Below are 22676 nucleotides of genomic sequence, written 5' to 3'. Positions count from 1 at the left end.
ATGGGTTTGTATCCCACCGAACACCTTGAATGTAGGGTGGGGCTTGTACCTACCGGACACCATATCCTCCCATGCCCTGTAGCCCCACCAGATACCTCAAGTGTCTTACGTCTTTTCCCTGTTTTCCCGGTGCCAGAAAGTATGGCGACTGATAAATGAGAGCGATTCCTTTTCTTTTTCCTTTTACCTTTTTACTTCCAGGCCAGTGGCACATTCGGGTAATCCCGGCTTTCATTCTCTGCGCCTCTGCGTCTCTGCGGGAAATCGGCTTTCTATTCATTACTTCCCTGGCTTATGTAAGTGCCATTCGAGCTAAGGAAGCTATATGACAAAAAATCCTTGAGCGAAGAAATATATCGGGAGTTCATGAGCAAGATACAGGGCAATTCCTAAAATGGTATCTCGATAATAATGGAAAAAAGATGAATCTCATCCACTCCTGCCGGATACCATTTGGTTATCCGGTTACTTTTTGGTAATCGGGCCAGGACAATTTTGTAATTCACCATCCCTCCTCTGGATCGAAAAGATCAATGCCCCATCGTTCTACTCACTTCATGCCTTTATATCTACACTATATCTGTACTATATCTATACTATTTATCTTAAATAATTATAACATCTTACGACAATTTGACATATAAATAGAGTAAAAATTTCTCTCTTAACCCTCCGGTTGGTATGGTTTGTGCTCTATGGAGAAAAACAGAAACGATGATTGGTCATCGTATCATGCTGATATTACTGAAAAAAACTTCATCGGTAAACTCTGCTATCAGTATACCTGCATACCTGCAGCAGAAAAAAAGGAGGTGGGAGGAAACAGACAGCACCGTAAGGCAAGAGTAACCTTCAGAGTTTTTGCATGATGCCTGGCTCAGTGCGAAGCTATCAGGCGGTCACAAAGAATATCTCATCAAGAAGCTTTTATCAGCACCTGAAAAATTCACTATCGATTCTGAGAATCCAACTTCACTCTGATAATCCAACAGATGCTTCTCTGCGTGGAGCATGCTCCATGGAGAAAATTAAGGAGACTTGTCATGGCTTCTTCAATCGGACGGATCGCGACCCTTGAGAATATCAACCTGGTAACCAGAACCTTGCGCAACCACCTTCTGTTCATCCTTCTGCTTTTCGTCATGATCACCTCAGCAACCGCTCAGGCCGTCACCCCGCCTCCACAGCCGTCATCAGGGCCTGGCGGCAGGGATTATGCCCACAGCAGAATCACCAGTTCGGTCCACGGATATGGCGATTTGAAATATTACCTGTATGAACCGGCCGGACCCAAACCGGAAACAGCTCCCCTGATCGTTTTCACTCATGGATGGGGAGGAATCAACCCTTCGCTTTCATACGGTGCCTGGATCAAACATCTGGTCAGACGGGGCAATATCGTTGTCTATCCGGTGTATCAGTCGGCAGCCTCCATGCTCAACGGTTCCCGGTATACCTCCAATTGCGTCAATGCCGTACTGGATGCCATTCAGGTGCTTGAAAGTGAAGGCCATGTGCAGCCCGATCTGGACAGGTTCGCCACGGTAGGCCATTCGGTTGGAGGAGTATTGGCTGCCAACATTGCCGCGGTGGCCCTGAAATCCGGTTTGCCCGCTCCCAGGGCGGTCATGTCGGTTCAGCCGGGCAATACGCCGATGCCGCCTCTGGAAAGGTTGTCAGCCATTCCCTCCGATGCTCTCCTGCTTACCCTGGTGGGTGACCGGGACAAGGTTGTCGGCAGCAAGGATGCAGTGAAAATTTTCACTCAGACACCGCAGATCCCGCTTGAAAACAAAGACTACGTCATCATGGTTTCCGATAGTTCCGGAACACCTGCTCTGACCGCGAATCACTTCGCCCCTACCTGCTGGGCTCCCCTGACCGTTTCGGTGCCTGTGCTCGCCAGCACAGGGCCGGAGGCTGATGTCGAAGATTTTCAGCTCGGCATCGGTGATGCCGCGCCGGATTCTGCACCGGATTCCGCCAGTGCGCAGGCCGCAGGTCCCGGCAACGCCGGAGCGGACATCGGCTCCCTGATGGGTTTTGGTACCAACGCTCTCGATTATTACGCCGTGTGGAAGCTCTTCGATGCTCTCACCGATGCGGCCTTCTATGGTAAAAACCGGGAATACGCACTCGGCAATACCCCGGAGCAGCGCTTCATGGGAACGTGGAGCAACGGCAAGCCGGTCAAGGAACTGATCGTAACCGATGATCCCAAATCCCAGCCCTGGATCAATGGGAGGAGAGATACATTCAGTAGATTCTAATAATACCTATGAATATAAGTGGCCACGGGTACGAATGGCCGCTGAACAAAGCTGACCGGGCCGGGAACAAGTCCCGGCTGCGCATGGGGAGGGGTGATTTCACCCCTCCCCATGCGTGTTTTTCTCCTCATGTAGCGTACAGGAAGAATAAAAAGTAATCAGGTGAGGCAGTAACCTTTGACTTTTGGCCGAAAAATAAAGTATAGTATGAATATGGCAGCAAATGGAGAGAGTAATATGTCAGAAGAAAAAAAACAGCCGGAATACTATGAGCAAGATGTCAATACCCGCTTCAACAGCCTTGAAAGAATCGTTGACCGTATGGAACGATCATTTGAGAAAACGGTTGACGGAATCAAATCTGAAGTGAAAGAAATCAGATCTGAAGTGAAGGAAATCAGATCTGAAGTGAAGGAAATTAGATCTGAAGTGGATGAGATTAAAAAGGATAACAAGGCAACCCGCCGGTGGGTAGCAGGCACTGTGATAGGAACCGGCTTTGTGGTTTTATTCGGAATCGCTGCCGTTCTCCTCACCTTTGCCCAAATTCAAACCTCATGGATGCAGCAGGTTATCTCCTTTGCATTGAAGGCGATAAAATAGCTGATCAAAGTCAAAGATTAGTACCCATCACCCTTCATTCGCCCTGGTAGTTTGATAAATCGACCATACAGTCGAATTTTTCAGCTCCGTTTTCCTCAGTGTTCCCATAAAAACCTTAACTATCAATAAGTTATATTAATCTATCATCTCGGCACGATAATTGAGGGGAGAGAGACGGAGTACGGGTGATGAGATGAATGCACGAGCTGAGTAGTAGTAAACGCGAAAGACCATTCTATGTCAAAAATGGGGGGAATAAGATTATGAAAAATCCAAAGGTACGAAGATATCTCATTCTGGCAGCAGTGCTCGCCCTGGTTTGTTCAACAGCACGGTATACCGAAGCACAAAGCACGGCACTCACTGGATCAACAACAGGTGAAACAGTTGCCGGCGTTGCTGCGGCCAGCTCCGGGTTGTACGATGAGACGGTGATACGTACAATATATCTTGAATTTGCCCAGGAGGACTGGTGGCAGCAGATGATAAATAACTACGGTACGGAAGTGAATATCCTGGCTGATCTCATCATGGACGGGGTTGTGTATCCTGGTGTCGGAGTTCGATTCAAGGGCATGACATCCTATCAGATGACAGGAAATTCCCAGAAAAAATCCTTCAATATCGAGATGGATGAAACAAATCCCGATCAGAGGCTGATGGGCTATAAGACTCTGAACCTCAACAATTCCATGTCGGACCCCTCTTTCATACGCGAGGTGCTCTATTTTAATATTTTCAGGAAATATGCTCCATGCCCCAAGGCAAATTTCGTTAAGCTCGTCATAAACGGCGAGAATTGGGGAATTTATGTCAATTCGCAGCAAAATAACTCGGACCTTATCAAAGAGTGGTTCCCAAGCAGCGATGGCGACCGCTGGAAGATTGGAGCGGATTTCGGAAGCGGCCAGGGTGGAGCTTTCCCCGGTGGAGGGACTCAAGCGATATCATTTACCGATTGGTCCGCCAGTCCGATGGCCCGGGATCTGAATAACGACGGCCAGATCACCGAAGAAGATTACACGATTTTCACTAGCTCACCCTGGCAACCTTTTGGAAGCGGCCAGGGTGGAGCTTTCCCCGGTGGAGGGACTCAAGCGATATCATTTGCCGATTGGTCCGCCAGTCCGATGGCCCGGGATCTGAATAACGACGGCCAGATCACTGAAGAAGATTACACGATTTTTGTCAACTCCCCCTGGCAGCCTTTCGGTCAACAGAGTAGCATGCCTGGTGCTCCCACACCCGGTGTGCCCACGACCGGCATGCCCATGCCCGGTGCTCCGACACCCGGCGCGGCCACGCCTGGTGTGCCTGCAACTGACCAGCCCATGCCCGGTGTGCCAATGCCATTTGGTGATGGCAACATGGTTTTCGGTGGTGGCATGGGTGGCGGTACCATGATGTTTGGCGGTGGAGAGGGTGCTTTAACCTGGTTGGGAAGTGACCCGGCTGCATACGAAAAAGTGTATGAATTGAAGTCAGGAAAAACATCCGATCCCTGGGGACATCTGATTACAGCCTGTGACATTCTGAACAATACGACATTAGAGCAACTGGCAGACACAGCGGATACTGTCCTGGCTGTTGATCGCTGGCTGTGGTTTCTGGCCCTGGAAAACATTTTCACGGATGAAGACAGCTATCTGACCAAGGGCTGGGATTATCAGATCTATTACGAGGTGGAAACAGGACGAATTCACCCATTGGAACATGATGGCAATGAGACCTTCAATACCCGTGATGTTAACCTCAGTCTGTTCGAAGGCGAGAATAATGCGAACCGTCCGGTAATAAGCAGGCTGCTGGCTGTTCCCAGCTTTCGCCAGAGATACCTGGAGCATGTAAGGACCATCATTAACGAATATCTCGACTGGAACATCCTGGCCCCGAAAGTCGAAGCCTATCGGACATTGATCACCGACGAAGTAAAGGCAGATAGCAAGAAGCTGTATTCATACGAAGCGTTTGAAAAAAGTTTCACGGACCTCGAGAATTTCGTCAGGAATCGGCGGGATTTTCTCCTCACCGAAGTAAACGAGAAAAATAGTGATTCTCCTCTCTCTTGGCAATCGGTTCCCATTGTTATCAACGAGCTGATGGCCAAGAATGAGACGAGCATTCAAGACCCCCAGGGGGAGTATGAGGACTGGATTGAGCTTGTCAATGTCGGCAATCAGGAGGTGAACCTTTCGGGAATGTATCTGAGCGACCAGAAAGAGATGCCCTTAAAGTGGAAGATTCCGGCAGGTACGACCATTGCCCCTGGAGCTTACCTCATTATTTGGGCGGATGAAGATGATGGTGATACACCCGGACTCCATGCCAATTTCAAGCTCTCGACTTCCGGGGAAACGGTCACGCTCGTGGATACGGATGAGATGGGAAATGTCCTTCTTGATTCGGTTGTATTTGGGGAACAATCGGCGGATGTATCCTTCGGAAGGTTCCCGGATGCCACAGGTCAATTCCAGGCAATGTCCGAACCCACCCCGAACAGGGCAAATATTCCTGCTGCCAATGCTGGTACCACTACTAATACCAATACCCAGACAGAGCCCGTTTCACCAGGGCCTGATTTACCTGCATCCAATTCAGCAGAATGCTCAGAAGAAGTTACCGGGCACCTTGATATTCGAGGCTCCAAGGGAAAAGAGGGAGATGAAGTCCGTATCCTGGTAAAAGTTCAATCTGCACCCAATGCCTTCGGCGCTTTTGGCTTTGATGTGATCTATGAGCCGGGTGTCCTGGAATATGTGGGTTATGAAAGAGGGGATTTACTTGCCTCCTTGGCTGTGATATTCAGTGTTAATCCTACTGGTTCGGGCAGATTGACAGTCGCCGGAATTACCCCCGAAGGTGATATGCCACAGGGAACGAGTGGTAATCTGGTCTGGTTAAAATTTAAAGTAACGGGAGGCAGGGAAGATGAATGCTACCCGTTACGAGCAGAAAATCTGGTTGATGACATGGCTGGTTTTTCCTCAAGCCAGGGTTGCTTTTGTATCCGGGCCTGCTCCGGTGATATAACCGGGGATGGAGAAATAACCCCGGCGGATGCTTTGGATGTTTTCCGGTGTTATCTCGGATCCGGTGATTGTCATGAATGTTCGGATGTCACCGGGGATGGGAAAGTTACTCCGCAGGATGCTCTTTGTATATTCGAGAAATATTTAAAGAAGCCCGGTTGTCTGAATTAACAGGAATGGAGATGATGCCCTCCGTCTCCCCTTGCTCGAGCAAGGGGAGACGGAGGCAGCATGCAAAGATCAAAGGAAGATAAGATTATGAAAAATTTTCCTGTTTTCCTCTTCGGCAGCTTATTGTGTTTATTTTCTTTGGTTCTTGTAATGGCTGATGCCTCTGGACAACAATGCCTGGAAGAAGATTCAGGAGCAGTGGATATTGAAGGGACGCAAGGCACCATAGGCCAGGAGATTCAGATTCCGGTAAGAATCCAGTCTGCACCGGATGCAGTTACTTCCTTTGGATTTGAAATCATCTATGATCCAAACGTCTTGGAATATTCGAATTTTGAACGCGGAGATTTAACAGCCCATTTCGATATGTTTGATGTTAATCACGATCCTGATAATCTTGGCAGGCTGACGGTTGGAGGATTTTGCTCTTCTTCCCAATGCGGGATTTTGCAGGAAGCAAACGGCTGCCTGGTTTGGTTAACATTCACTGTACAGGGCGGGCAGGAAGATAAATATTACCCTCTGCACGTGGAAAAATTAAAGGACCATATAGCCAATTTCTCTTCATCCGGAGGATGTTTCTCTTTACTCCCTGACAATAATAACCCGGAAGACAAGGTAGCTGTCCCTGTTATATCTCCTGGAACCACCGTTTTTACTGATTCGATCGAGGTTACGATTACGTGTGCTACCCCTGAAGTTACTATCCGGTATACTGCCGATGGCAGTGATCCAACCGAAAATTCATTGGTCTATTCCGGCCCGATAATCTTAACTGACAGTACTACTATTAAGGCTCAGGGATTTAAGAGTGATTGGACCCAGAGTGGTATCGTCAGCAAAACCTACACAAAACAAAACGAAGAACCATCACACCCAGAAAGCAGTAAAGGTGATGACATCAATGCTGGCACAGGGAAAAATACTCCAAGAGAATATACCGGAAGCTGCTTTTTGACCTCCATAAGTCATTATTAATCTCTCTCTACCGGACACTTTTGAGGTAACAACCGCGAATGAACGCGAATGAACGCGAACTGAACAAAGAGGACTCGATAATGAAGGCAAATCAAAAGAATTTATTAGCGTCTATTCGTGTGCATTCGCGGTTGATTACAGGAATTGAAAAGAAAGTGTCCGGTAGCGAAATTAATCTTTACTTAAGTGTAGGGTGGGGCTGCTTTTTTGCCCCACCAAATACCGAATCACTTCCCCTGAGCGGGATTCCCTTCGAATGCCGATATTCCAGAGTAAGCGGTTTATAAGCCGGGATAGTGGGTATGACTCATAAGCATGAAATAGGGAAGGAGGCTGCAATGAATTCTTTTCAAGAAGGAAAAGCTGGTTCTTCGGCGCACTCTCTGCCCGGCAGGCCGGAGTCCCTCTGGATAGGCACTGCCGGGGAAGCCTGCTATCCGGCCCTGGAGGGGAGCATATCGGTGGATGTAGCCATTCTTGGGGCTGGAAAATGGCCGGGCTGACCGCGGCAGTGCTTCTCAAGCAGGCCGGGGCCAGGGTGGCCGTTGTCGATGCGGACGGCGTTGCCAGGGGAGTCAGCGGATGCACACCAGAGGCAATCAGGTGCTGGAAGGAATGTTCATCAGCACGCAGGAGCCGCACCGCACCATTCGCTCTCACATCACGGATTCAGGCGAGAGTTACCTTCTGGTGGGTGGTGAAAGCCACAAGACCGGACAGGGAGGGGATACCAGGGAGCATTATCGGCGGATCGAGCAGTATGCAAAAGAACACTTTATGATCGAGTCCATTGAGTACCGATGGTCCACGCAGGACAATATGCCAGCAGACCGCGTACCCTTTATCGGGCTGTTTACCTTGGCTTCCAGACGGCTGTATGTGGCCACAGGCTTTGGCGGCTGGGGAATGACGCTTGGCACGGTATCGGGCATGATCCTCTCCGATATGGTCCTAAAACGCCCCAATCCCTGGTTATCGCTCTTCGATCCCAACCGTTTTACTTCCCTGACTTCGGCCAAAAAGTTCATCATCGAGAATCTCAACGTGGCCAGGGAGCTCACCGCAGGGCACCTGATCCCTCCAGCCAGGCGGTCCTTTGAGGATCTTGCCAGAGGAGAGGGTGCACTTATCCAGGCGGGTGAAGCGAAGGTGGCTGCATACAAAGACGATCAGGGCAGGATCCATGCACTTTCACCAAACTGCACTTATCCGGGCTGCGTGGTGAGCTGGAACAGTGCAGAGAAGAGCTGGGATTGTCCCTGCCACGGATCCCGCTTCGATTATCACGGCAAGGTCATTCATGCGCCAGCCATCAAGGATCTGGTGAAAAAGAAATAAGCAGATTCTAACCAGGCTATTCAAGGTGATGTCTGGTATGCTGAAGGAACCAGTCATAGAGGTTCCAGTCACTATAGGCTATCTCCCAGGCCTCTGCATGTCCGACATCAGGATATACCGTAAACCTGACAGTCCCGCCATTTTTCCTCAGTGCATTGACTATGCGCTCTGACTCAACAACCGGAACCACGTCATCCTTGGCGCCATGAAACACCCAGACCGGAGTCTTCGTCAGGGACAATACCTGGCTGGGATCGTAACTATACCCACAGATCGGAGCAATGGCCGCGAACCGGTCCGGATGCGCGGCAGCCAGCTTCCATACTCCGGCACCGCCCATACTGATGCCGGTCAAATAAATCCGGTCCCTGTCAATTTCATTCCGGTCGATAGCTTCGTCAAGGAGGGCTATGAGCTGGTCGTTCGCCCATACTTCACCCCGTGGGCACTGGGGGGCAATCACGATAAAAGGGAAATTTTCAAACTCCTCAGCAATTCTCGGAGGGCCATATTTTTTGACCAGATCAAGATCGTTCCCCCTCTCTCCTGCGCCATGAAGGAAGAGAATCACCGGCCATGGCCCCTGCTCCTTTCCATACCCATCTGGAAGAAGCATCCAATAGCTGTATCCAGATAGCTTCTCCACCTTGATCGATTGCATACCGCTTCCTGACCTCCCCGCTCGACGCCGCCTTACTTCAGCCCGTAAAGGCCTCATCGCTTCAAGAGACACTCCACTATATCGACACATTTACCAGGGAATTACCGCTTCCTGACTCCCATCTTCTATTTATATCTTTCTCTAATCGAGAAACTATTTTAATTTTTAAGGACACGAAGAGCACGAAGGAGCACGAAGCTCACGAAGAGATCAAACATTTTAAAGTCCAGGCGGATCACTTTCCTGGGCAACTTATCAAAAGCTCTACTCTTCTTATCCTTTTATCTTCGTGCCCTTCGTGTCTTTTCGTAAATTCTCTCATGAAAAGAGGGAATAATAAACCTGTCCGCCCCTGAACCTCAAGGGGGAGGGGAGTTATGGAGGCTTTCATACAAGAGGGGGAACATCTGCTGGTGGGAGTGCAGACTTGATTGTCCTTTTAGGCGGATATTTAAGGCCGTAGCGGCAGCTACTTTGGAGTGCTCAGCGCACAAGACCGCTTTGCTGGCATAGTGCGCAACCTTGCATAGTAACGCCCGGCAAAGCAGTATCGTGCCATCCCAATCCCAAATGGCCTGCCGCCGCAGTTGATAAAGGATGGACTGTATGCTGAGAAGAATCCCTGCCCTTCAAGGAGTGCAAGCCTGGCGTGGGTAAGTGCCATTCGGCTTAGCTTAACACCTGCCTCAAAGGGGCGGGGGAGAATAAGTGTCCTCAAAGAGAGTGAGGTACATATTACAGATGCATGCTCTCTCTCCTCCGTGGTGGCCGCAAAGTTAACCATCGGTCGGGAGATTAAATCAGCAGATACCACCAGCATTCCAGCCCTACAGTCCGAATTTTTCCATCTTGCTTCGCAGGGTGTTGCGGCTGATGCCGAGCACTTTGGATGCCTTGACCTGGTTATTGTTTACCTTTTCCAGGGTGCGTTTGATCATGGCCCGCTCAAGGCCATCGGTCAGGCGGGTGGCGACATCGTCCGCGCCCTGGTCGATGAGCCGGTCAATGCTCGGAGTCAGCATATCCTCGAACATTTCCGCATAGTCATCCACATGATCGATGCAGATTGTGGGGTGCTTTTTCTTTTCCATCATCTCGCCAATGGGGAGATGCTCCGGCAGGACAACATCGCCCTTGCAGAGAACTATGGCTGATTGAATCACGTTCTCAAGCTCGCGGATGTTTCCCGGCCAGTGGTACTGGGTCAGCAGCATCATGGTGGAATGAGCGATGCCATTGATTTCTTTTTTGAGTTTGTGCCGGTATTTGAGCAGGAAATAATCTGCCAAAAGAGCGATATCTTCGGGCCGCTCTCTCAGGGGGGGCAGGTAGAAGGAAATGACTTTGAGCCGGTAGAAAAGGTCCACCCGGAATATCCCTTCCTTGACAGCCTGGACAAGGCTCTTGTTGGTAGCGGCGATCACCCTGACATCGACCTTGATGCTCTCATGGCCGCCAACCCGCTCGAAGACCTGATCCTGCAAAACCCGCAGGACCTTGCTCTGGGCAGAGAGGGCCATGTCACCGATTTCATCGAGAAAGATTGTCCCGCTGTTGCACTGCTCAAATTTTCCTATCTTTCTGTTCAGAGCGCCGGTAAATGAGCCTTTTTCATGACCGAACAGCTCACTTTCCAATAATTGCTCAGGAATGGCTGCGCAATTTATGGCCAGAAACTGCTTATCGCTCCTCAGGCTGTGGTGATAAATAGCGCGGGCGATCAACTCCTTTCCTGTTCCGCTTTCTCCCTGGATCAGGACCGGGGCATCACTCTGGGCTACCTGACCAACCATTTTATAGATTTCAAGCATTTCCCGGCTATTGCCGATAATGGTGTCGGATTCGAATGAGCCATGAGCAAAGGTGCCGGGATTGATGGCAATCCGTCTTTCCGCCTCAGTGTCCAGAGCCAGAGCCGTGTTGATAATATCCAGCATCTTGGGAATCTCAAAAGGCTGGGTAATGTAGTCATAGGCTCCCAGCTTCATGGTTTCGATGGCTGAATTGGTCGAAACGTGATTGGCCACGACCATGACCGGCAGGCGGGGTGTCTTCTTCTTGATGATCCGCAGCGCATCAATACCGGAAATCTTGGGCAGGGAAAGATCCAGGATAACCAGATCCGGTTTTTCCTTTTCGTGAAGATCGATAGCCTCCGGCCCGTCATTGGCCTGGAGAACAATGTAGCCCTGATTTTCGAGAGCGACTTTGAGGTTCTTTAATGATTCTATTTCGTCGTTGGCCAGGATTATTGTTCGTCTTTTCATAGTTTCCCAGTATGCCACAAATAACCGTTCAAAGCAATAAATTTGTTCTCAATTATGTTCATTTTGTATACAGCCATTGTCTCAATAACAAACAGTTGGATTCATCATAGCTTGCGGTGGATAGGGCTCTGGATAATCTGCCGGCTTGCTTTTGTAAAATAATAGCGCTCATATTTTTTATTCGGCACCAAGGGGGGTTTTCATTGGGAAGGAAATTGAAGTTGAGGAGTCAGGAGTCAGGAGTCAGGAGTCGGGAGGAATACAAAAAAGACAAAGACAAAGACAAAGGACACCACAGAGACACAGAGAAAAGCACCTCATGTTCTTACTGGCCACTGGCCACTGACCACTGACCACTCTCTTCTGTCTCCTGACTTCTGTCTCCTGACTTCTGTCTCCTGACTCCTCTCTTCTTTGGTATACACTTTGCATCAATAATACCGGTAGAATCGCTTGTTACTATTATCAGGCTACTGCGCGCATTGGATTTCGTTCACGGCGTCGCGAAATGTTAACTTTCCAGCGGAGGAGAAAAAAATGTCGCAAGCTGTCATGAGTGTCCAGGAGCACATGCAAGAGGAAGATACGATTTTTGCGAAGATGTTCGAAGAGATTCTGAAAGAGAAACTGGATGTAATCTTCAAAATAGGCTATGATCCCTCTGCCTTTGACCTGGAGGATATGGAATCAGGATTTCACGAGTAAGTCTCCGGTCGGTGTGACAGCTCTTTTCCGGCACGATCGCAAGGCTCAAAGCAAGAACTGTTTCTCTTGCCAGATAGTTATGCTATAATCAGTTATGATATGCAATAAGCATGGAGAGTGAACATCAGAACAATACACTATAGGCATAGCAGAGACAAGTCATGATCATGTTCACCTCATGGACATGGCAGAGACTTGAGATGTGTGGAATGACAGTAAGCACGGAAAGACGGTTTTCCCTATCTTCCGAATTTCAGCCGCAGGGAGATCAGCCCAAAGCGATCGAAAAGCTGGCTGAAAATATTATTCACGGAGTACAGCATCAGGTTCTTCTGGGGGTCACGGGATCAGGCAAGACCTTTACCATGGCCAATCTTATTGAAAGGGTCCAGAAACCTACGCTGGTGATCTCCCACAACAAGACACTGGCTGCACAGCTTTACCTGGAATTTCGCAAATTCTTTCCAGCCAACGCTGTAGAGTATTTTGTCAGCTACTATGATTACTATCAGCCGGAAGCCTACATTCCCCAGACGGATACCTATATCGAAAAGGATTCTTCCATCAATGAAAATCTCGACAAGATGAGGCACTCCGCCACCCGGTCCCTGTTCGAGCGCCGGGATGTCATTGTGGTGGCCAGTGTGTCCTGCATCTACGGCCTTGGCTCGCCGCAGGAGTATCAGCACATGCGCATTTCCCTTGAGCCGGGGCACCGGCTGCGGAGAAACGAGGTTTTGCGGGACCTGGTCAATATGCAGTATAGCCGCAATGACATTGACTTTCACCGGGGCACGTTCCGGGTGCGGGGAGATACGGTGGAAATCTTTCCCAGCTATGAGGAAGAAGCGGCGGTGCGGCTCGAATTTTTCGGCGATGAACTGGATACCATATCCCTCATCGACCCTTTGACCGGACGGGTAACCAGTCGCCTTGACTCGGTCAATATCTATCCCGGCAGCCACTACGTACTGCCCAGGGAGAAAATGGAGCTGGCCATAGAGCGCATCAGTCGGGAACTGGAAGAGCGGCTGGCGGTCCTGAAAGCGGAGGATAAACTCCTCGAAGCCCAGCGTCTCGATCAGCGGACCAATTTCGATCTCGAAATGCTCCAGGAAATCGGCTACTGCCACGGGATTGAAAATTACTCCCGTCATATGGATGGCAGGCAGGCCAATGAGCCTCCCTACACCCTGCTGGATTATTTCCCGCAGGACAGTATGATCATCATCGATGAAAGTCACGTAACCATTCCGCAACTGCGGGCCATGTGGGCGGGAGACCGCTCCCGGAAAAAGAGCCTGGTCGATTTTGGCTTCCGTCTGCCTTCCGCCTTCGACAACCGGCCCCTTACCTTTCGGGAATTTAATGAACGGGTACACCAGGTGCTCTATGTTTCGGCCACGCCGGCTGAATACGAGCTGACGGTCAGCCAGGGGCTGGTTGTGGAGCAGGTCATCCGGCCCACCGGCCTGATGGACCCGAAGGTTGAAGTGAGACCGGCGACCAGTCAGGTGGATGACCTTCTGGAGGAGATCCGAAAGACGGTTCAGCAGGGGGACAAAATTCTGGTTACGACCCTGACCAAGCGGATGGCCGAGGACCTGACCGAATATTACACGGACCTTGGGGTCCGTGTCCGCTATCTCCATTCTGAAATCGATACCATAGAAAGGACCAATCTGATCCGTGAGCTGCGGCAGGACCGGTTTGATGTCCTGGTGGGTATTAATCTTTTGCGGGAGGGACTGGATATTCCGGAAGTCTCGCTGGTAGCCATTCTGGATGCGGACAAGGAAGGGTTCCTGCGTTCTTCGGTCTCCCTGATCCAGACAGCAGGCCGGGCAGCCCGCCATGTCCAGGGGCGGGTGATCATGTATGCAGACCGGATAACCAATTCCATGAGTACGGCAATCGAGGAAACTAACCGGCGCAGACAGTTGCAGATGGAATATAATCAGGCCAACCGGATTACCCCTGAATCAGTCCGCAAGGCCATTGACTCTTTGATGGAGACTCCTTATGCCGGGGATTACTCCACCGTGCCCTCAGTCCAGGATAAACAGGCTCCGTATGGAGCTGAGCCGCCTCCGGTGGAAGAGCTTCTGGCCCAATTGGAGCAGCAAATGAAAAAGGCCGCTTCCCGGCTGGAGTTTGAAGAAGCCGCCCGAATTCGTGACAAAATCCGCCAGATCAGGAAAGAAGCTGAAGGGAAAAAAGGATAGCGCTATTATCCTGATTATTTTCATCTGAATTGAACAAATTTTAATTTTACAATTTATGCTTTACTTTGAAGATAAATGCATATATAATAACTACACCTCTTCATAAATATTATAATAACCTGGCCACTATGGTCATAAGCAAGGAAGAAGATATAGAAGCCGGAATTCTTCCTGTTTTCTTGAAACGAAATCCTGCACAACAACATGAGGATTACACGATGGAACCGAAACATATCTTATTGGTTGATGATGATACGGGTATGCGAGATGTATTACGGGATATCCTGGAGGATGAGGGATTTAGGATAACTACAGCCGAAAATGGGAAAATGGCTTTAGAGCACCTGCAAAGACAGACCTTTGATCTCGTATTGACAGATTTGAAGATGCCTCAGATGGATGGTATCGAGTTCCTGGAATGCATAGAGCAAAATCACCCGGAAGTAAAGGTCATCGTGATAACTGCCTATGGCGGAAAAAATAACTATGATCAGGCCAAATATCTGGGTGCCTTTGAATTTTTAAGCAAGTCTATCAGGATTGAAGAATTAAAAAAAATCGTCAAGGGCATTATCAGCCGGGAAAACGAGATCTAAGAAGCTGCCCCGGAATTCAATCGGAATTCAATCGGTATGAAGCGGCTTCTCTTGCCTGCTCTTACCCGTCTATTCAATCTATACTGTGGTCAACGCCTGCGGGGGTTAAGGAAGTGATGTATGTATAGTGCTGAAATCGACTATTTGACGTATCCCATTGTCATCGTGAACCCCGATAGGGAAGCACTCTCCTGGCTGGCAGAGCTGAAAAAAGATTTCCTTTTCCATGTTGTTTCTGAAGTTCAGGAGTATGAGAAAATCCTGACTGGCCAGAGCAGTATTGCCGCCATTATCTTTGATCAGGTCGATCAGGATGAGGAATTTTTGACCCTCACCAGAGTACGCTCTCCCCACCTGAAGACGTATGCGCTGGTATCTCCCGGCCAATCCGATCATCTCAAGAACCTCATCCCGGCTAACCTTTCCTGTCAGCCCCTTGTTAAACCCTGCCAGCCTGAAATCCTTCGCCTGGAGCTTGGCCGCTCTATCGAGCGGCAGGCGTGGAAGAGAGGGCAGGAATTGCTGCTGGCAGTGCAACGGCAGGAAAGCTGGTTCTCGCTGATCGGTCAACTGACCCGCGAGTGGGCCCATGAGATCAGGAACCGGGCCGCTATTATCAGCTTGAATGCAGAAATATCCATGACCAAGGTTCGAAAGCCGACCTCGAAGCCCCTCAATCCAGCCAGCACCATGGAAAAAATTATCGATCAGTGCCTTAAGATCTCTAAAACTCTGGATAATGTCCGGGAGCTCTCCAATCTTGGCCAAACCAGGTTCTCTCCTACTTCCCTGATGGAGGTCATAAACCAGGTTATGTTCCTGATGAGCCTGGAGGCCCCTCAGCTCCCGATTCAGGTTGAAAGGAGAGAGGCTGCCGATCCATCTGCATCTCTGGCTGTATCTCTGGCTTTATCCCTGGGGGAGAGTGCACGTCTGCGATCCGCCCTGCTCGGCATCCTGCGCTACTTCCGAAGGATCAAAGATGGATCATCCCCGGTGTCGATCCTGATCGACGACCACGAGGGATTTTGTCTGAGGGTTCAGACCAAAGATGCTCTGTCTGAGGCTATCCCGACTGATTTCAGCTTCATAGACGGGCCGCTTCATGACCTGCTCAGTGCTGAACCGGACATGATGGACTTTGCGCTCGGAATCCGCCTGCTGAAATCTTTCGGAAGTGAAGTTACCATCGAGAAGGATGGCTCCGGCAGGGAGATTACCCTGGTTATCAATTTGCCGAACGATTGCAAGCAAAGACCATTATTTAATAATGAATAACTTGAGGTCAGTGGAAGTGGTCAGTGGCCAGTGGTCAGTGGTCAGTAAAAAGACTGATAATTGGGAACCGATTACTTCAAAAGACCAGGCCTTGGTATGAGAGGAATAATGTACAAGCTTTTGGTTGTTGAAGACGAGCCGGCGATTCGGGATGTTTTTAAGTATCTCCTGGAAGACAGGGGTTTTGAGGTTTACCTGGCCGAGGATGGACATGAGGCACTGTCCATTTTTCATACTCGATCTCCGGAGATTGTATTTCTGGATCTCTCGCTTCCCCGCGGCATGACCGGAAAAGATGTTCTCAAGGAAATCCGAAAGTCCAATTCCCGGACAGCGGTGGTTATTATCACCGGCTCTTCGGAAGAGGATGCTCAATCCATTATTGGCCAATTGAACGTTCAGTATATTCTGAAAAAGCCATTCCGGCTGGACTATGTCGAGAAGCAGATACTCCCGAAAATCAAAGAGAAACTGCGGTCCCAGCAAGACCTAGATGATTTCCGCACCGCACCTGGCGCGGATCCTGAGTTTTAACCGGAGATAATCTTCCCACGAAAGCCGGGGGCTCTGGCAGGGGAGAATTGAGTTGTTATGCACCAGGGGGTCCGAAGACAGGTCGAAGGGAGAGCTCTCCAGACAGTGCGGCCACAGGGGAGTCCCCGGAATAGGTGAAAATTCGGTCAAAATCGGATAAGCACCGGTTTTGAAGACAAAATCGACCGATTCTTCTACTTCCTCAATAGTCTGGCCTGGCAGGCCAGCCAGGATATAGACGCCGATCTGAGCACGAGAAAAACCCGCCGTACGCAAATTTCCTATAGCCTGCTGAAATTGTTCATTATTTACCTTTCCCCCGGTGAGCTTTTGCCGGATGGGATCAGAGGTTTCAAAACCCAGGCGAAGTGTCTGAAATCCGGTCCGGTAGAGCAGTCGGGCCAGATCATCCGTGATCTCCCGCGCATGGAGAGCATTGGGTGTATGAAAGTATCCTCGTATCCCTTTGGCTTCCACGGACCGCAGAATGGGGATGAGATGCTCCCCGGCTCCAGAGCAGAGAGCGTCATCGGAAAAAACGAAGTGACGGATGCGGTACTTTCGCAGTGAATCTTCGATTTCCCGGACTACGCTGGCCGCAGATCTGCGGCGAAACTTCGGATATACCAGGCCTGAAGCGCAATATACACACCGGAACGGACACCCCCTGGATGTTTGCAGCAGGACATAATCCACTCTGTTCTGCAGGTCAAAGGCCGGATATGGCAAACTGTCGAGGTTTTCCGGATCCGGTTCATAGCGGATCGGCTGGCCGGTGAGACCCTGCAGGGTCGTTAACACCGCCTCTTCACCTTCTCCAGGCAGGCAGAAATCCGCTCCCAGGGAATGGGCGGTCTGCGGGCAGAGAGTCACCAGATTGCCGCCAAGCAGAATGGGAATCCGGGGGTCGTAGCTTCGCACCAGCTCGATAACCTTGGCTGCGCCAGGATACCAGTAGGTCATCATCGAGGTCACAAGCACCGCTTCAGGACGAGGTGCCTCGCGCAGCCGCTGGTTGAAAATGTCCAGGGTTATCCCGTACCGGCCATACCTGCGGGGAACATTCCGCAAGGGGTAAGGTTTTTCCAGAAATGTTTTGGGGAATTGACCCGATCCATCCGACTTCCTCTTTATCTGAATATGATTCCGGACCAGATAGTCCTGCATGAGAGGATCTGAAATATCCAGGCAGTCAAGGTAGGTAATATGGTATCCATTTTCCCGCAGCAGGCTGGCCAGATAAAGTAATCCGAGCGGCTTGATCCACAGGTCATAGGCGGCAAAATCATAGATCCAGGGATTAACGAGCAATAAATTTTTCCCCATGAATATTCCTCCATGCGTGATCGAATGGTAACTGATTGTAAAACAAATACCTCCTCTTGACAAGCTTTCTTTTGACGTAACTACTCAACTCCATCCTCCAGCATGGAGCCTCAACAAGCAGCATGGAGCCTCAACAAGCAGTTGCCCAGAAATTGATCAGTTTATCCTTCCCGGCCCCCCGGTGAAATCCTCTGAACATTTGGCTCCACGGTTTTTCATCGCCGGGATTTTTTTTGGCATCTGAATTGCACATAGGAATTACCAGGAGGTATAAATACCATGCGAATGCTCCTTATCCTGAAGTTATTTATCCTGGCTTTTTTCACGTGTATTTTGGCAATAGTCATGCTGCCGGCTATGATCCTCGGCGGGACTCGAATCATCAGGGAAGTCTATACTGTTGTGGAACGTGAATTTTCCCAATTGCGAAGAGCATTAGAAACAGTTTGATATCAGTACCTTCAGAAAGCTGCTGTACTCCTGTTGAAAAAGCGGTTGGATCAATATCGATATAAGCAGTAAACATATCTTGCAAACCTCCTTTCGGCCTTCAAAGATATGATCCAACCGCTTTTTCCTTTCCCTGTTCTGGTATCTTCGCTCTTATTTCATGATAACTATCCTCTATTCCAGGTAAGTCCAAAGCAGAAATTATACCGAAAAGGTATAACTATCATAACTCCTCAGGTTATCTTCCTTACCCCTTTGTGCCTGAGGAGTTACACCGAAGGCAGGACATAAATTCTACTCAGGAGGGTGAATTTTTTATGTCACGATTCGGAAGGAATATCTTGAGCCTGCTTTTTCTCTTGATTCTTGCTCTTCCCCTTTATCTTTCAAGACAGGAAAGTACATCAGCCACCCTTTTCTCCTGGCTGCCAGGGCAGCGAGAGAGTATAAAAATTCCCCGTCCTTCTGTCGGCAGGATGCCTGCCGATTACCTGGAGCGGATACAAATCTGTCCTCTTACCCTGGAAGACGGGACCCGGCGGATAGTCTGGCATAATACTCATCTCTTCGCTGCCGGTGCTCAAAATTTTTTCATACTCGATCCGGCAGGTGCACAAGAGGATGGTGTGCAGGCGCCGACTATTCTTGGCTCATGTCTGGCTCCGGCCCTGTGCCTTGCCATGCATGGGCAGTATGCCTATCTGGGGTCAGTGGATGGAAAACTTCGCAGGGTGGATATTTCCAATCCTGGAGCGCCTGTTCTGCTCGATCTGCCGCTGAAAGGCGGACCTTGGGGGGAAGGAGAGACTGAGGAGAAAAATTGTTGTCCGCTTTCTTCGATTCAGGGGATAGCCCTGCTGGAACCTGACCTTCTGATAGTCAGCGAAAAGCTCAAGGGTATCTCTCTGCTGGATATCTCGGACTCTAAATCGCCGAGAATAGTTGGACAATGGAGGGAAAAGGGAAATAGTACAATTCACTATGGTGATCTGGCACTCGTGGAAAACAAGGGGACGGCGCTGGCAGCGGTTCTTTGGGAATCTGCGGATCCTTCGGGATCTGAGGCAGGTTTTTGGCTGGTTGACATAAGTCTTGCCCACAATCCTGAGGAACTGGCCAAAGTCATGACGGACAGGGGGCCGCTTGGCATTGCCGCTTCAGGCTCGCACCTGTTTCTGGCAAATTCACACGAGCAGAGCCTGGAAATTTACGATCTTACCTCCCCTCTGAGGATATCCCGTATCGACTCTTACCCTGTGGGAAAAGTCACCCGGATGCTGGCGGCGGAAGATATCCTGTATCTGGCCCAGGGGGAACAGGGTGTTCAATGCCTGGACATCTCCTGCCCTGATCGCCCGGCCCTGATCGGGCATACGGAAAGCGGCGGGGATTGCATCGATCTTGCGGCAGGTGAAGGAAAACTCTACCTCTTGAACAGGCAGGGCGACGGCAGTCAGGAGCAGGGTTTACGTGTTATTGGGATAGCTGCGGGTGCAGAGGAAGCAGCTCTTTTCCCGGATATGCGGCTCAGACAAAGCTGGATGAGCGTCGCGGCTGCTGACAGCGCTGCCGCTGGCAGCGGCGATGCCGACAACGATACTGCCGGATTCTTTGGCTGGCTGTCTCTCTTCTCCGGGGGACGGATACGGGTCCCTGTCTTTCCCCGGAGGCCATCTCAACAGAATGGCACCATGCCGGTCATCTCATCCATTACACCCCGGAACGTTCAGGCCGAAAGCCTCACCGGAACGGTGATGACGCTGACCGGCAGCAGGCTGTCAGCGCAATCGTGTGGAAATTGGATTCATTTCAGTGAATCTCAGGGAAGTTTCGAGGACACAACCGGATGGAAGAAGGAGGCAAACTGTTGGGTCCGGGACAACTGGGAGTGCTGGGCCCCTACCGCTGCCAGACGGGACGAGGACGTAATTTTCGATTCCCGGATGGCTATTCTCGGAAACCAGAGCTACTGCAACAATATTCACTATACAGCCACAGACTGGAAGTATGCCAGGGAATGTCCGGGCAAGGGAGAATTTTATAACCTGACCTGGTGGGAGGCCAGGGATGCCGATCAATATTATTATCGCTACTATGTCCGCTACAGCGGTCCCGCCTTTCAATGGACTGACAATAGCTGGAAGCAGCTCTATGTCCATAACCTCTTCAACCTGAACCCCTGCATGTGGGACCACCCTTCGGTAACGCAGGGTCCGGCCCGCTACGATATCCAGGGAGAGACCCGGATATTTGCCCATCTGCCCGGCCCTATCGCTCTGGAGCGGTGGTATTGCATCGAGATATGGGCTAAAAAGAACGGAGCGGGGCTCAACTTGAAATTCTGGCTGGATGGAGAGGAATGCGAAATTTACGATGAATATGACAAGGCCCCTCAGCAATTTCCCTGGAGCAAATGCTACCACGAGAAAGCCCGGAAGCTGGTCTTCGGCCCTCTGGAGCTTGGCACCACCAACTGCCAGAACTGGCGCTCCGAACAACTGCCCGTCAAGCAGTGCATCTGGTTCGATGGATTTGCCATGAGCTCCACCCGGATTTATCCCGCCAGCCTGGTGGAAATCGGCAACCTCTCCGATTATGCCAGGGCTACCAGGGTCAAGCAGGAAATCCTGCATATCTCGGACACCCAAATCCGGTTTCGAGCCAATACACAAGGACTGGGACGCGGCCCATATTACCTCTGGGTCACCAATAACCGGCAGGAGCGCAGCAGGGCCTATTTGTTGAGGGTGAAAAATTAGGACGTGAGAAGCCAGTGGTCAGAAACCAGGCTATTACTGGTTCTTCTGCTGATAGCCCCGGTCCCGGTCAAAGTGAAGCATCTCTTTGCGGTAAGCGATTTCCCGCTCCTCACAATGATTTTTGATGGCTTCAATAGCCACTTCATCGATAGATTTTGCATCCTTGTTGGCAACTAATTTCAACAGCTTGTAAAGATCATCGGGCATGTTTTCGATAGTAAACTCCATAGAGGGGTTCTCCTTATTTAGCTGGCGGTTATGATATGTTTGCCTGTATGATGGTACAATTTGGGCTAGCCAGGCATTGCCATATATCGCATGGTCGACTCGGTCTTTCATCCAATTATAGAATACCAAAAACAGCTCAAAATCTCAAGAAGTGACGTACAGATGTTCAGATGCATCCAAATATATACTCCTCCCCCTTGAGGGCAACGCTATTAAGGAATGGATTAAGACTGGCCTTTTGCTTAATGGTGGAGCTCTCGTCCATATATAATATATATATATATTGAATTCGGGCTGCGTTTTTCCCCCTCGCCCCTTTGGGGCATAGGTGTTAAGCTAACGTTTCCCCTATGGCTGGGATAGCCTGTCCCTATTGGAAATAGCCTAAAAATCTCCTCCCCCTTGAGGTTCAGGGAGCCCCTGTGGCAGGGGAGGCTGGGTGGGGGGTGATCGTCGTGAAAGCCTCATCACTAAAGCTCCTCCACCAAGGAGGGGATAGGAAAAGCTGTCTTAGCTTAACACCTATGCCCTTTGGGGAGAGGGCTGGGGTGAGGGGCGTTACTGCTTGGGGGTGATGGTTATTTTCACCCTCCTCATTGAGAAAGCGAAAACGAGGAACATCTGTGTACAGCCAATGTATTTTGCATTATAATTCGATCTGAGCTATACTATTTAAGTATCAATAGATAGCTTGAAATCAATAAATTGATAATTTATCGTGAGGTGAGAAATTTGTATAAGATAGGATATGAAGGAAAGGAAATTGTCATACGGCTCAGTGGGGACCTTATTGATAGGGAAACCCTCTCAAGACTCTTGGATTATATAGAACTGGAGTCAATAAGAAAAAGAAGTAAGTTAAGTGATGAGCAGGCTGCTGCACTGACGAAGGATGTGAACCAGGAGGTATGGAAAAGTGTGCAGAAAGCGGTAGAGGTGAAGTAGTTGCCAGAAATCAGCCCTGTGGTTGTAGATACTAACATTCTTTTCTCGGCACTTTTACGAACCGGATCAAGTATGGCAGAAGTATTGCTAAAACATGAACAGCCCTTTTTTATCTGTGAAACGGTACTGGTCGAGCTATTCAAACTGAAGGAAAAAATCGTTAGATTAAGCCAACTCTCGGAAGAATGGTAATGTCAATCGAAAATTCCCCCACCGTGACAGCCGAAAATTCCCCCACCCCCAAATTATAAATTTATAAAATAGTTAACAAGTGAAATTAGTTGTTGAGATTGTGAATAGGGTGGAAACCTCA

20 protein-coding genes are annotated in these 22676 nt (G+C 49.8%); 15 read left to right on the top strand and 5 right to left on the bottom strand.

Features of this window, described 5'->3' with window-relative positions; all coding sequences use genetic code 11:
* Positions 1 to 49: 49 nt before the first annotated feature.
* A complete protein-coding gene (locus AB1611_09255; GenBank protein ID MEW6379781.1) occupies positions 50 to 280 on the bottom strand; it encodes a hypothetical protein in 231 nt (76 codons plus the stop codon).
* 763 nt (positions 281 to 1043) lie between these two features.
* Here AB1611_09255 and AB1611_09250 point away from each other — a divergent pair.
* The 6 genes from AB1611_09250 to AB1611_09225 all read left to right on the top strand — a co-directional run bounded on the left by AB1611_09250 (position 1044) and on the right by AB1611_09225 (position 8389).
* Complete coding sequence (locus AB1611_09250) at positions 1044 to 2270, top strand: alpha/beta hydrolase fold domain-containing protein (protein ID MEW6379780.1); 1227 nt, start codon at positions 1044 to 1046, stop codon at positions 2268 to 2270.
* A 237-nt stretch (positions 2271 to 2507) separates the two neighbouring features.
* On the top strand, positions 2508 to 2873 hold the full coding sequence (locus tag AB1611_09245; protein ID MEW6379779.1) for a hypothetical protein: 366 nt from the start codon (positions 2508 to 2510) through the stop codon (positions 2871 to 2873).
* A gap of 263 nt (positions 2874 to 3136) precedes the next feature.
* Entirely contained in the window at positions 3137 to 6073 is a 2937-nt protein-coding gene (locus AB1611_09240) for a CotH kinase family protein (protein MEW6379778.1), read from the top strand.
* Between the two features lie 60 nt (positions 6074 to 6133).
* On the top strand, positions 6134 to 7051 hold the full coding sequence (locus tag AB1611_09235) for an FN3 associated domain-containing protein (protein ID MEW6379777.1): 918 nt from the start codon (positions 6134 to 6136) through the stop codon (positions 7049 to 7051).
* 338 nt (positions 7052 to 7389) lie between these two features.
* Positions 7390 to 7554 carry a hypothetical protein gene (locus AB1611_09230; GenBank protein MEW6379776.1) on the top strand — a complete coding sequence of 55 codons (165 nt, stop codon included), beginning with the start codon at positions 7390 to 7392 and terminating at the stop codon, positions 7552 to 7554.
* Positions 7529 to 8389 carry an FAD-dependent oxidoreductase gene (locus tag AB1611_09225; GenBank protein MEW6379775.1) on the top strand — a complete coding sequence of 287 codons (861 nt, stop codon included), beginning with the start codon at positions 7529 to 7531 and terminating at the stop codon, positions 8387 to 8389. The genes AB1611_09230 and AB1611_09225 overlap by 26 nt, the downstream gene beginning before the upstream one ends.
* A gap of 16 nt (positions 8390 to 8405) precedes the next feature.
* Here AB1611_09225 and AB1611_09220 read toward each other — a convergent pair whose 3' ends face one another.
* Together AB1611_09220 and AB1611_09215 are read right to left on the bottom strand one after the other, a co-directional pair.
* Positions 8406 to 9050 (bottom strand): alpha/beta fold hydrolase, encoded by a 645-nt coding sequence (locus AB1611_09220; GenBank protein MEW6379774.1) that lies wholly within the window; start codon positions 9048 to 9050, stop codon positions 8406 to 8408.
* An 827-nt stretch (positions 9051 to 9877) separates the two neighbouring features.
* Positions 9878 to 11317, bottom strand: coding sequence for a sigma-54 dependent transcriptional regulator (locus tag AB1611_09215; GenBank protein MEW6379773.1), 1440 nt, complete (start codon positions 11315 to 11317; stop codon positions 9878 to 9880).
* A gap of 537 nt (positions 11318 to 11854) precedes the next feature.
* On the opposite strand from AB1611_09215, the gene AB1611_09210 reads away from it, so the two are divergent.
* The 5 genes from AB1611_09210 (at position 11855) to AB1611_09190 (ending at position 16655) form a co-directional block, all read left to right on the top strand.
* Positions 11855 to 12022: a hypothetical protein gene (locus AB1611_09210; protein MEW6379772.1), complete on the top strand. Its 168-nt coding sequence runs from the start codon at positions 11855 to 11857 to the stop codon at positions 12020 to 12022.
* Between the two features lie 209 nt (positions 12023 to 12231).
* Complete coding sequence (uvrB, locus tag AB1611_09205) at positions 12232 to 14247, top strand: excinuclease ABC subunit UvrB (protein ID MEW6379771.1); 2016 nt, start codon at positions 12232 to 12234, stop codon at positions 14245 to 14247.
* A gap of 218 nt (positions 14248 to 14465) precedes the next feature.
* Positions 14466 to 14843, top strand: coding sequence for a response regulator (locus AB1611_09200; GenBank protein ID MEW6379770.1), 378 nt, complete (start codon positions 14466 to 14468; stop codon positions 14841 to 14843).
* A gap of 120 nt (positions 14844 to 14963) precedes the next feature.
* Positions 14964 to 16121 (top strand): hypothetical protein, encoded by a 1158-nt coding sequence (locus AB1611_09195; protein ID MEW6379769.1) that lies wholly within the window; start codon positions 14964 to 14966, stop codon positions 16119 to 16121.
* A 108-nt stretch (positions 16122 to 16229) separates the two neighbouring features.
* Positions 16230 to 16655 carry a response regulator gene (locus AB1611_09190; protein ID MEW6379768.1) on the top strand — a complete coding sequence of 142 codons (426 nt, stop codon included), beginning with the start codon at positions 16230 to 16232 and terminating at the stop codon, positions 16653 to 16655.
* Here AB1611_09190 and AB1611_09185 read toward each other — a convergent pair.
* Positions 16611 to 17981 (bottom strand): radical SAM protein, encoded by a 1371-nt coding sequence (locus AB1611_09185; protein MEW6379767.1) that lies wholly within the window; start codon positions 17979 to 17981, stop codon positions 16611 to 16613. The genes AB1611_09190 and AB1611_09185 overlap by 45 nt on opposite strands.
* 279 nt (positions 17982 to 18260) lie before the next feature.
* Here AB1611_09185 and AB1611_09180 point away from each other — a divergent pair, with 279 nt between their 5' ends.
* The gene (locus AB1611_09180; GenBank protein ID MEW6379766.1) at positions 18261 to 18431 is read left to right on the top strand and encodes a hypothetical protein; all 171 of its coding nucleotides are present in this window, start codon (positions 18261 to 18263) and stop codon (positions 18429 to 18431) included.
* A 317-nt stretch (positions 18432 to 18748) separates the two neighbouring features.
* Positions 18749 to 21190: a hypothetical protein gene (locus tag AB1611_09175; protein MEW6379765.1), complete on the top strand. Its 2442-nt coding sequence runs from the start codon at positions 18749 to 18751 to the stop codon at positions 21188 to 21190.
* A 33-nt stretch (positions 21191 to 21223) separates the two neighbouring features.
* On the opposite strand, the gene AB1611_09170 is transcribed toward AB1611_09175, so the two are convergent.
* Positions 21224 to 21418, bottom strand: a complete 195-nt coding sequence (locus tag AB1611_09170; GenBank protein ID MEW6379764.1) for a hypothetical protein — start codon at positions 21416 to 21418, stop codon at positions 21224 to 21226.
* 732 nt (positions 21419 to 22150) lie between these two features.
* Here AB1611_09170 and AB1611_09165 point away from each other — a divergent pair.
* Both AB1611_09165 and AB1611_09160 read left to right on the top strand, forming a co-directional pair.
* Positions 22151 to 22363: a hypothetical protein gene (locus AB1611_09165; protein MEW6379763.1), complete on the top strand. Its 213-nt coding sequence runs from the start codon at positions 22151 to 22153 to the stop codon at positions 22361 to 22363.
* Positions 22364 to 22555, top strand: coding sequence for a PIN domain-containing protein (locus AB1611_09160; protein ID MEW6379762.1), 192 nt, complete (start codon positions 22364 to 22366; stop codon positions 22553 to 22555). It abuts the gene before it with no gap.
* The last annotated feature ends 121 nt before the right edge of the window (positions 22556 to 22676 follow it).

This window comes from bacterium, from assembly GCA_040755755.1.
Classification (GTDB): Bacteria; SZUA-182; SZUA-182; order DTGQ01; family DTGQ01; genus DTGQ01.
The sequence above is the reverse complement of the archived record's forward strand: the minus strand, read 5'-3'. Positions and strand labels throughout refer to the sequence as shown.

Coding starts and splice junctions, on each gene's coding strand:
- AB1611_09255 (MEW6379781.1), bottom strand. CDS start 280: ATGAATAGAAAGCCGATTTCCCGCAGAGACGCAGAGGCGCAGAGAATG.
- AB1611_09250 (MEW6379780.1), top strand. CDS start 1,044: ATGGCTTCTTCAATCGGACGGATCGCGACCCTTGAGAATATCAACCTG.
- AB1611_09245 (MEW6379779.1), top strand. CDS start 2,508: ATGTCAGAAGAAAAAAAACAGCCGGAATACTATGAGCAAGATGTCAAT.
- AB1611_09240 (MEW6379778.1), top strand. CDS start 3,137: ATGAAAAATCCAAAGGTACGAAGATATCTCATTCTGGCAGCAGTGCTC.
- AB1611_09235 (MEW6379777.1), top strand. CDS start 6,134: ATGCAAAGATCAAAGGAAGATAAGATTATGAAAAATTTTCCTGTTTTC.
- AB1611_09230 (MEW6379776.1), top strand. CDS start 7,390: ATGAATTCTTTTCAAGAAGGAAAAGCTGGTTCTTCGGCGCACTCTCTG.
- AB1611_09220 (MEW6379774.1), bottom strand. CDS start 9,050: ATGCAATCGATCAAGGTGGAGAAGCTATCTGGATACAGCTATTGGATG.
- AB1611_09215 (MEW6379773.1), bottom strand. CDS start 11,317: ATGAAAAGACGAACAATAATCCTGGCCAACGACGAAATAGAATCATTA.
- AB1611_09210 (MEW6379772.1), top strand. CDS start 11,855: ATGTCGCAAGCTGTCATGAGTGTCCAGGAGCACATGCAAGAGGAAGAT.
- uvrB (MEW6379771.1), top strand. CDS start 12,232: ATGACAGTAAGCACGGAAAGACGGTTTTCCCTATCTTCCGAATTTCAG.
- AB1611_09200 (MEW6379770.1), top strand. CDS start 14,466: ATGGAACCGAAACATATCTTATTGGTTGATGATGATACGGGTATGCGA.
- AB1611_09195 (MEW6379769.1), top strand. CDS start 14,964: ATGTATAGTGCTGAAATCGACTATTTGACGTATCCCATTGTCATCGTG.
- AB1611_09190 (MEW6379768.1), top strand. CDS start 16,230: ATGTACAAGCTTTTGGTTGTTGAAGACGAGCCGGCGATTCGGGATGTT.
- AB1611_09185 (MEW6379767.1), bottom strand. CDS start 17,981: ATGGGGAAAAATTTATTGCTCGTTAATCCCTGGATCTATGATTTTGCC.
- AB1611_09180 (MEW6379766.1), top strand. CDS start 18,261: ATGCGAATGCTCCTTATCCTGAAGTTATTTATCCTGGCTTTTTTCACG.
- AB1611_09175 (MEW6379765.1), top strand. CDS start 18,749: ATGTCACGATTCGGAAGGAATATCTTGAGCCTGCTTTTTCTCTTGATT.
- AB1611_09170 (MEW6379764.1), bottom strand. CDS start 21,418: ATGGAGTTTACTATCGAAAACATGCCCGATGATCTTTACAAGCTGTTG.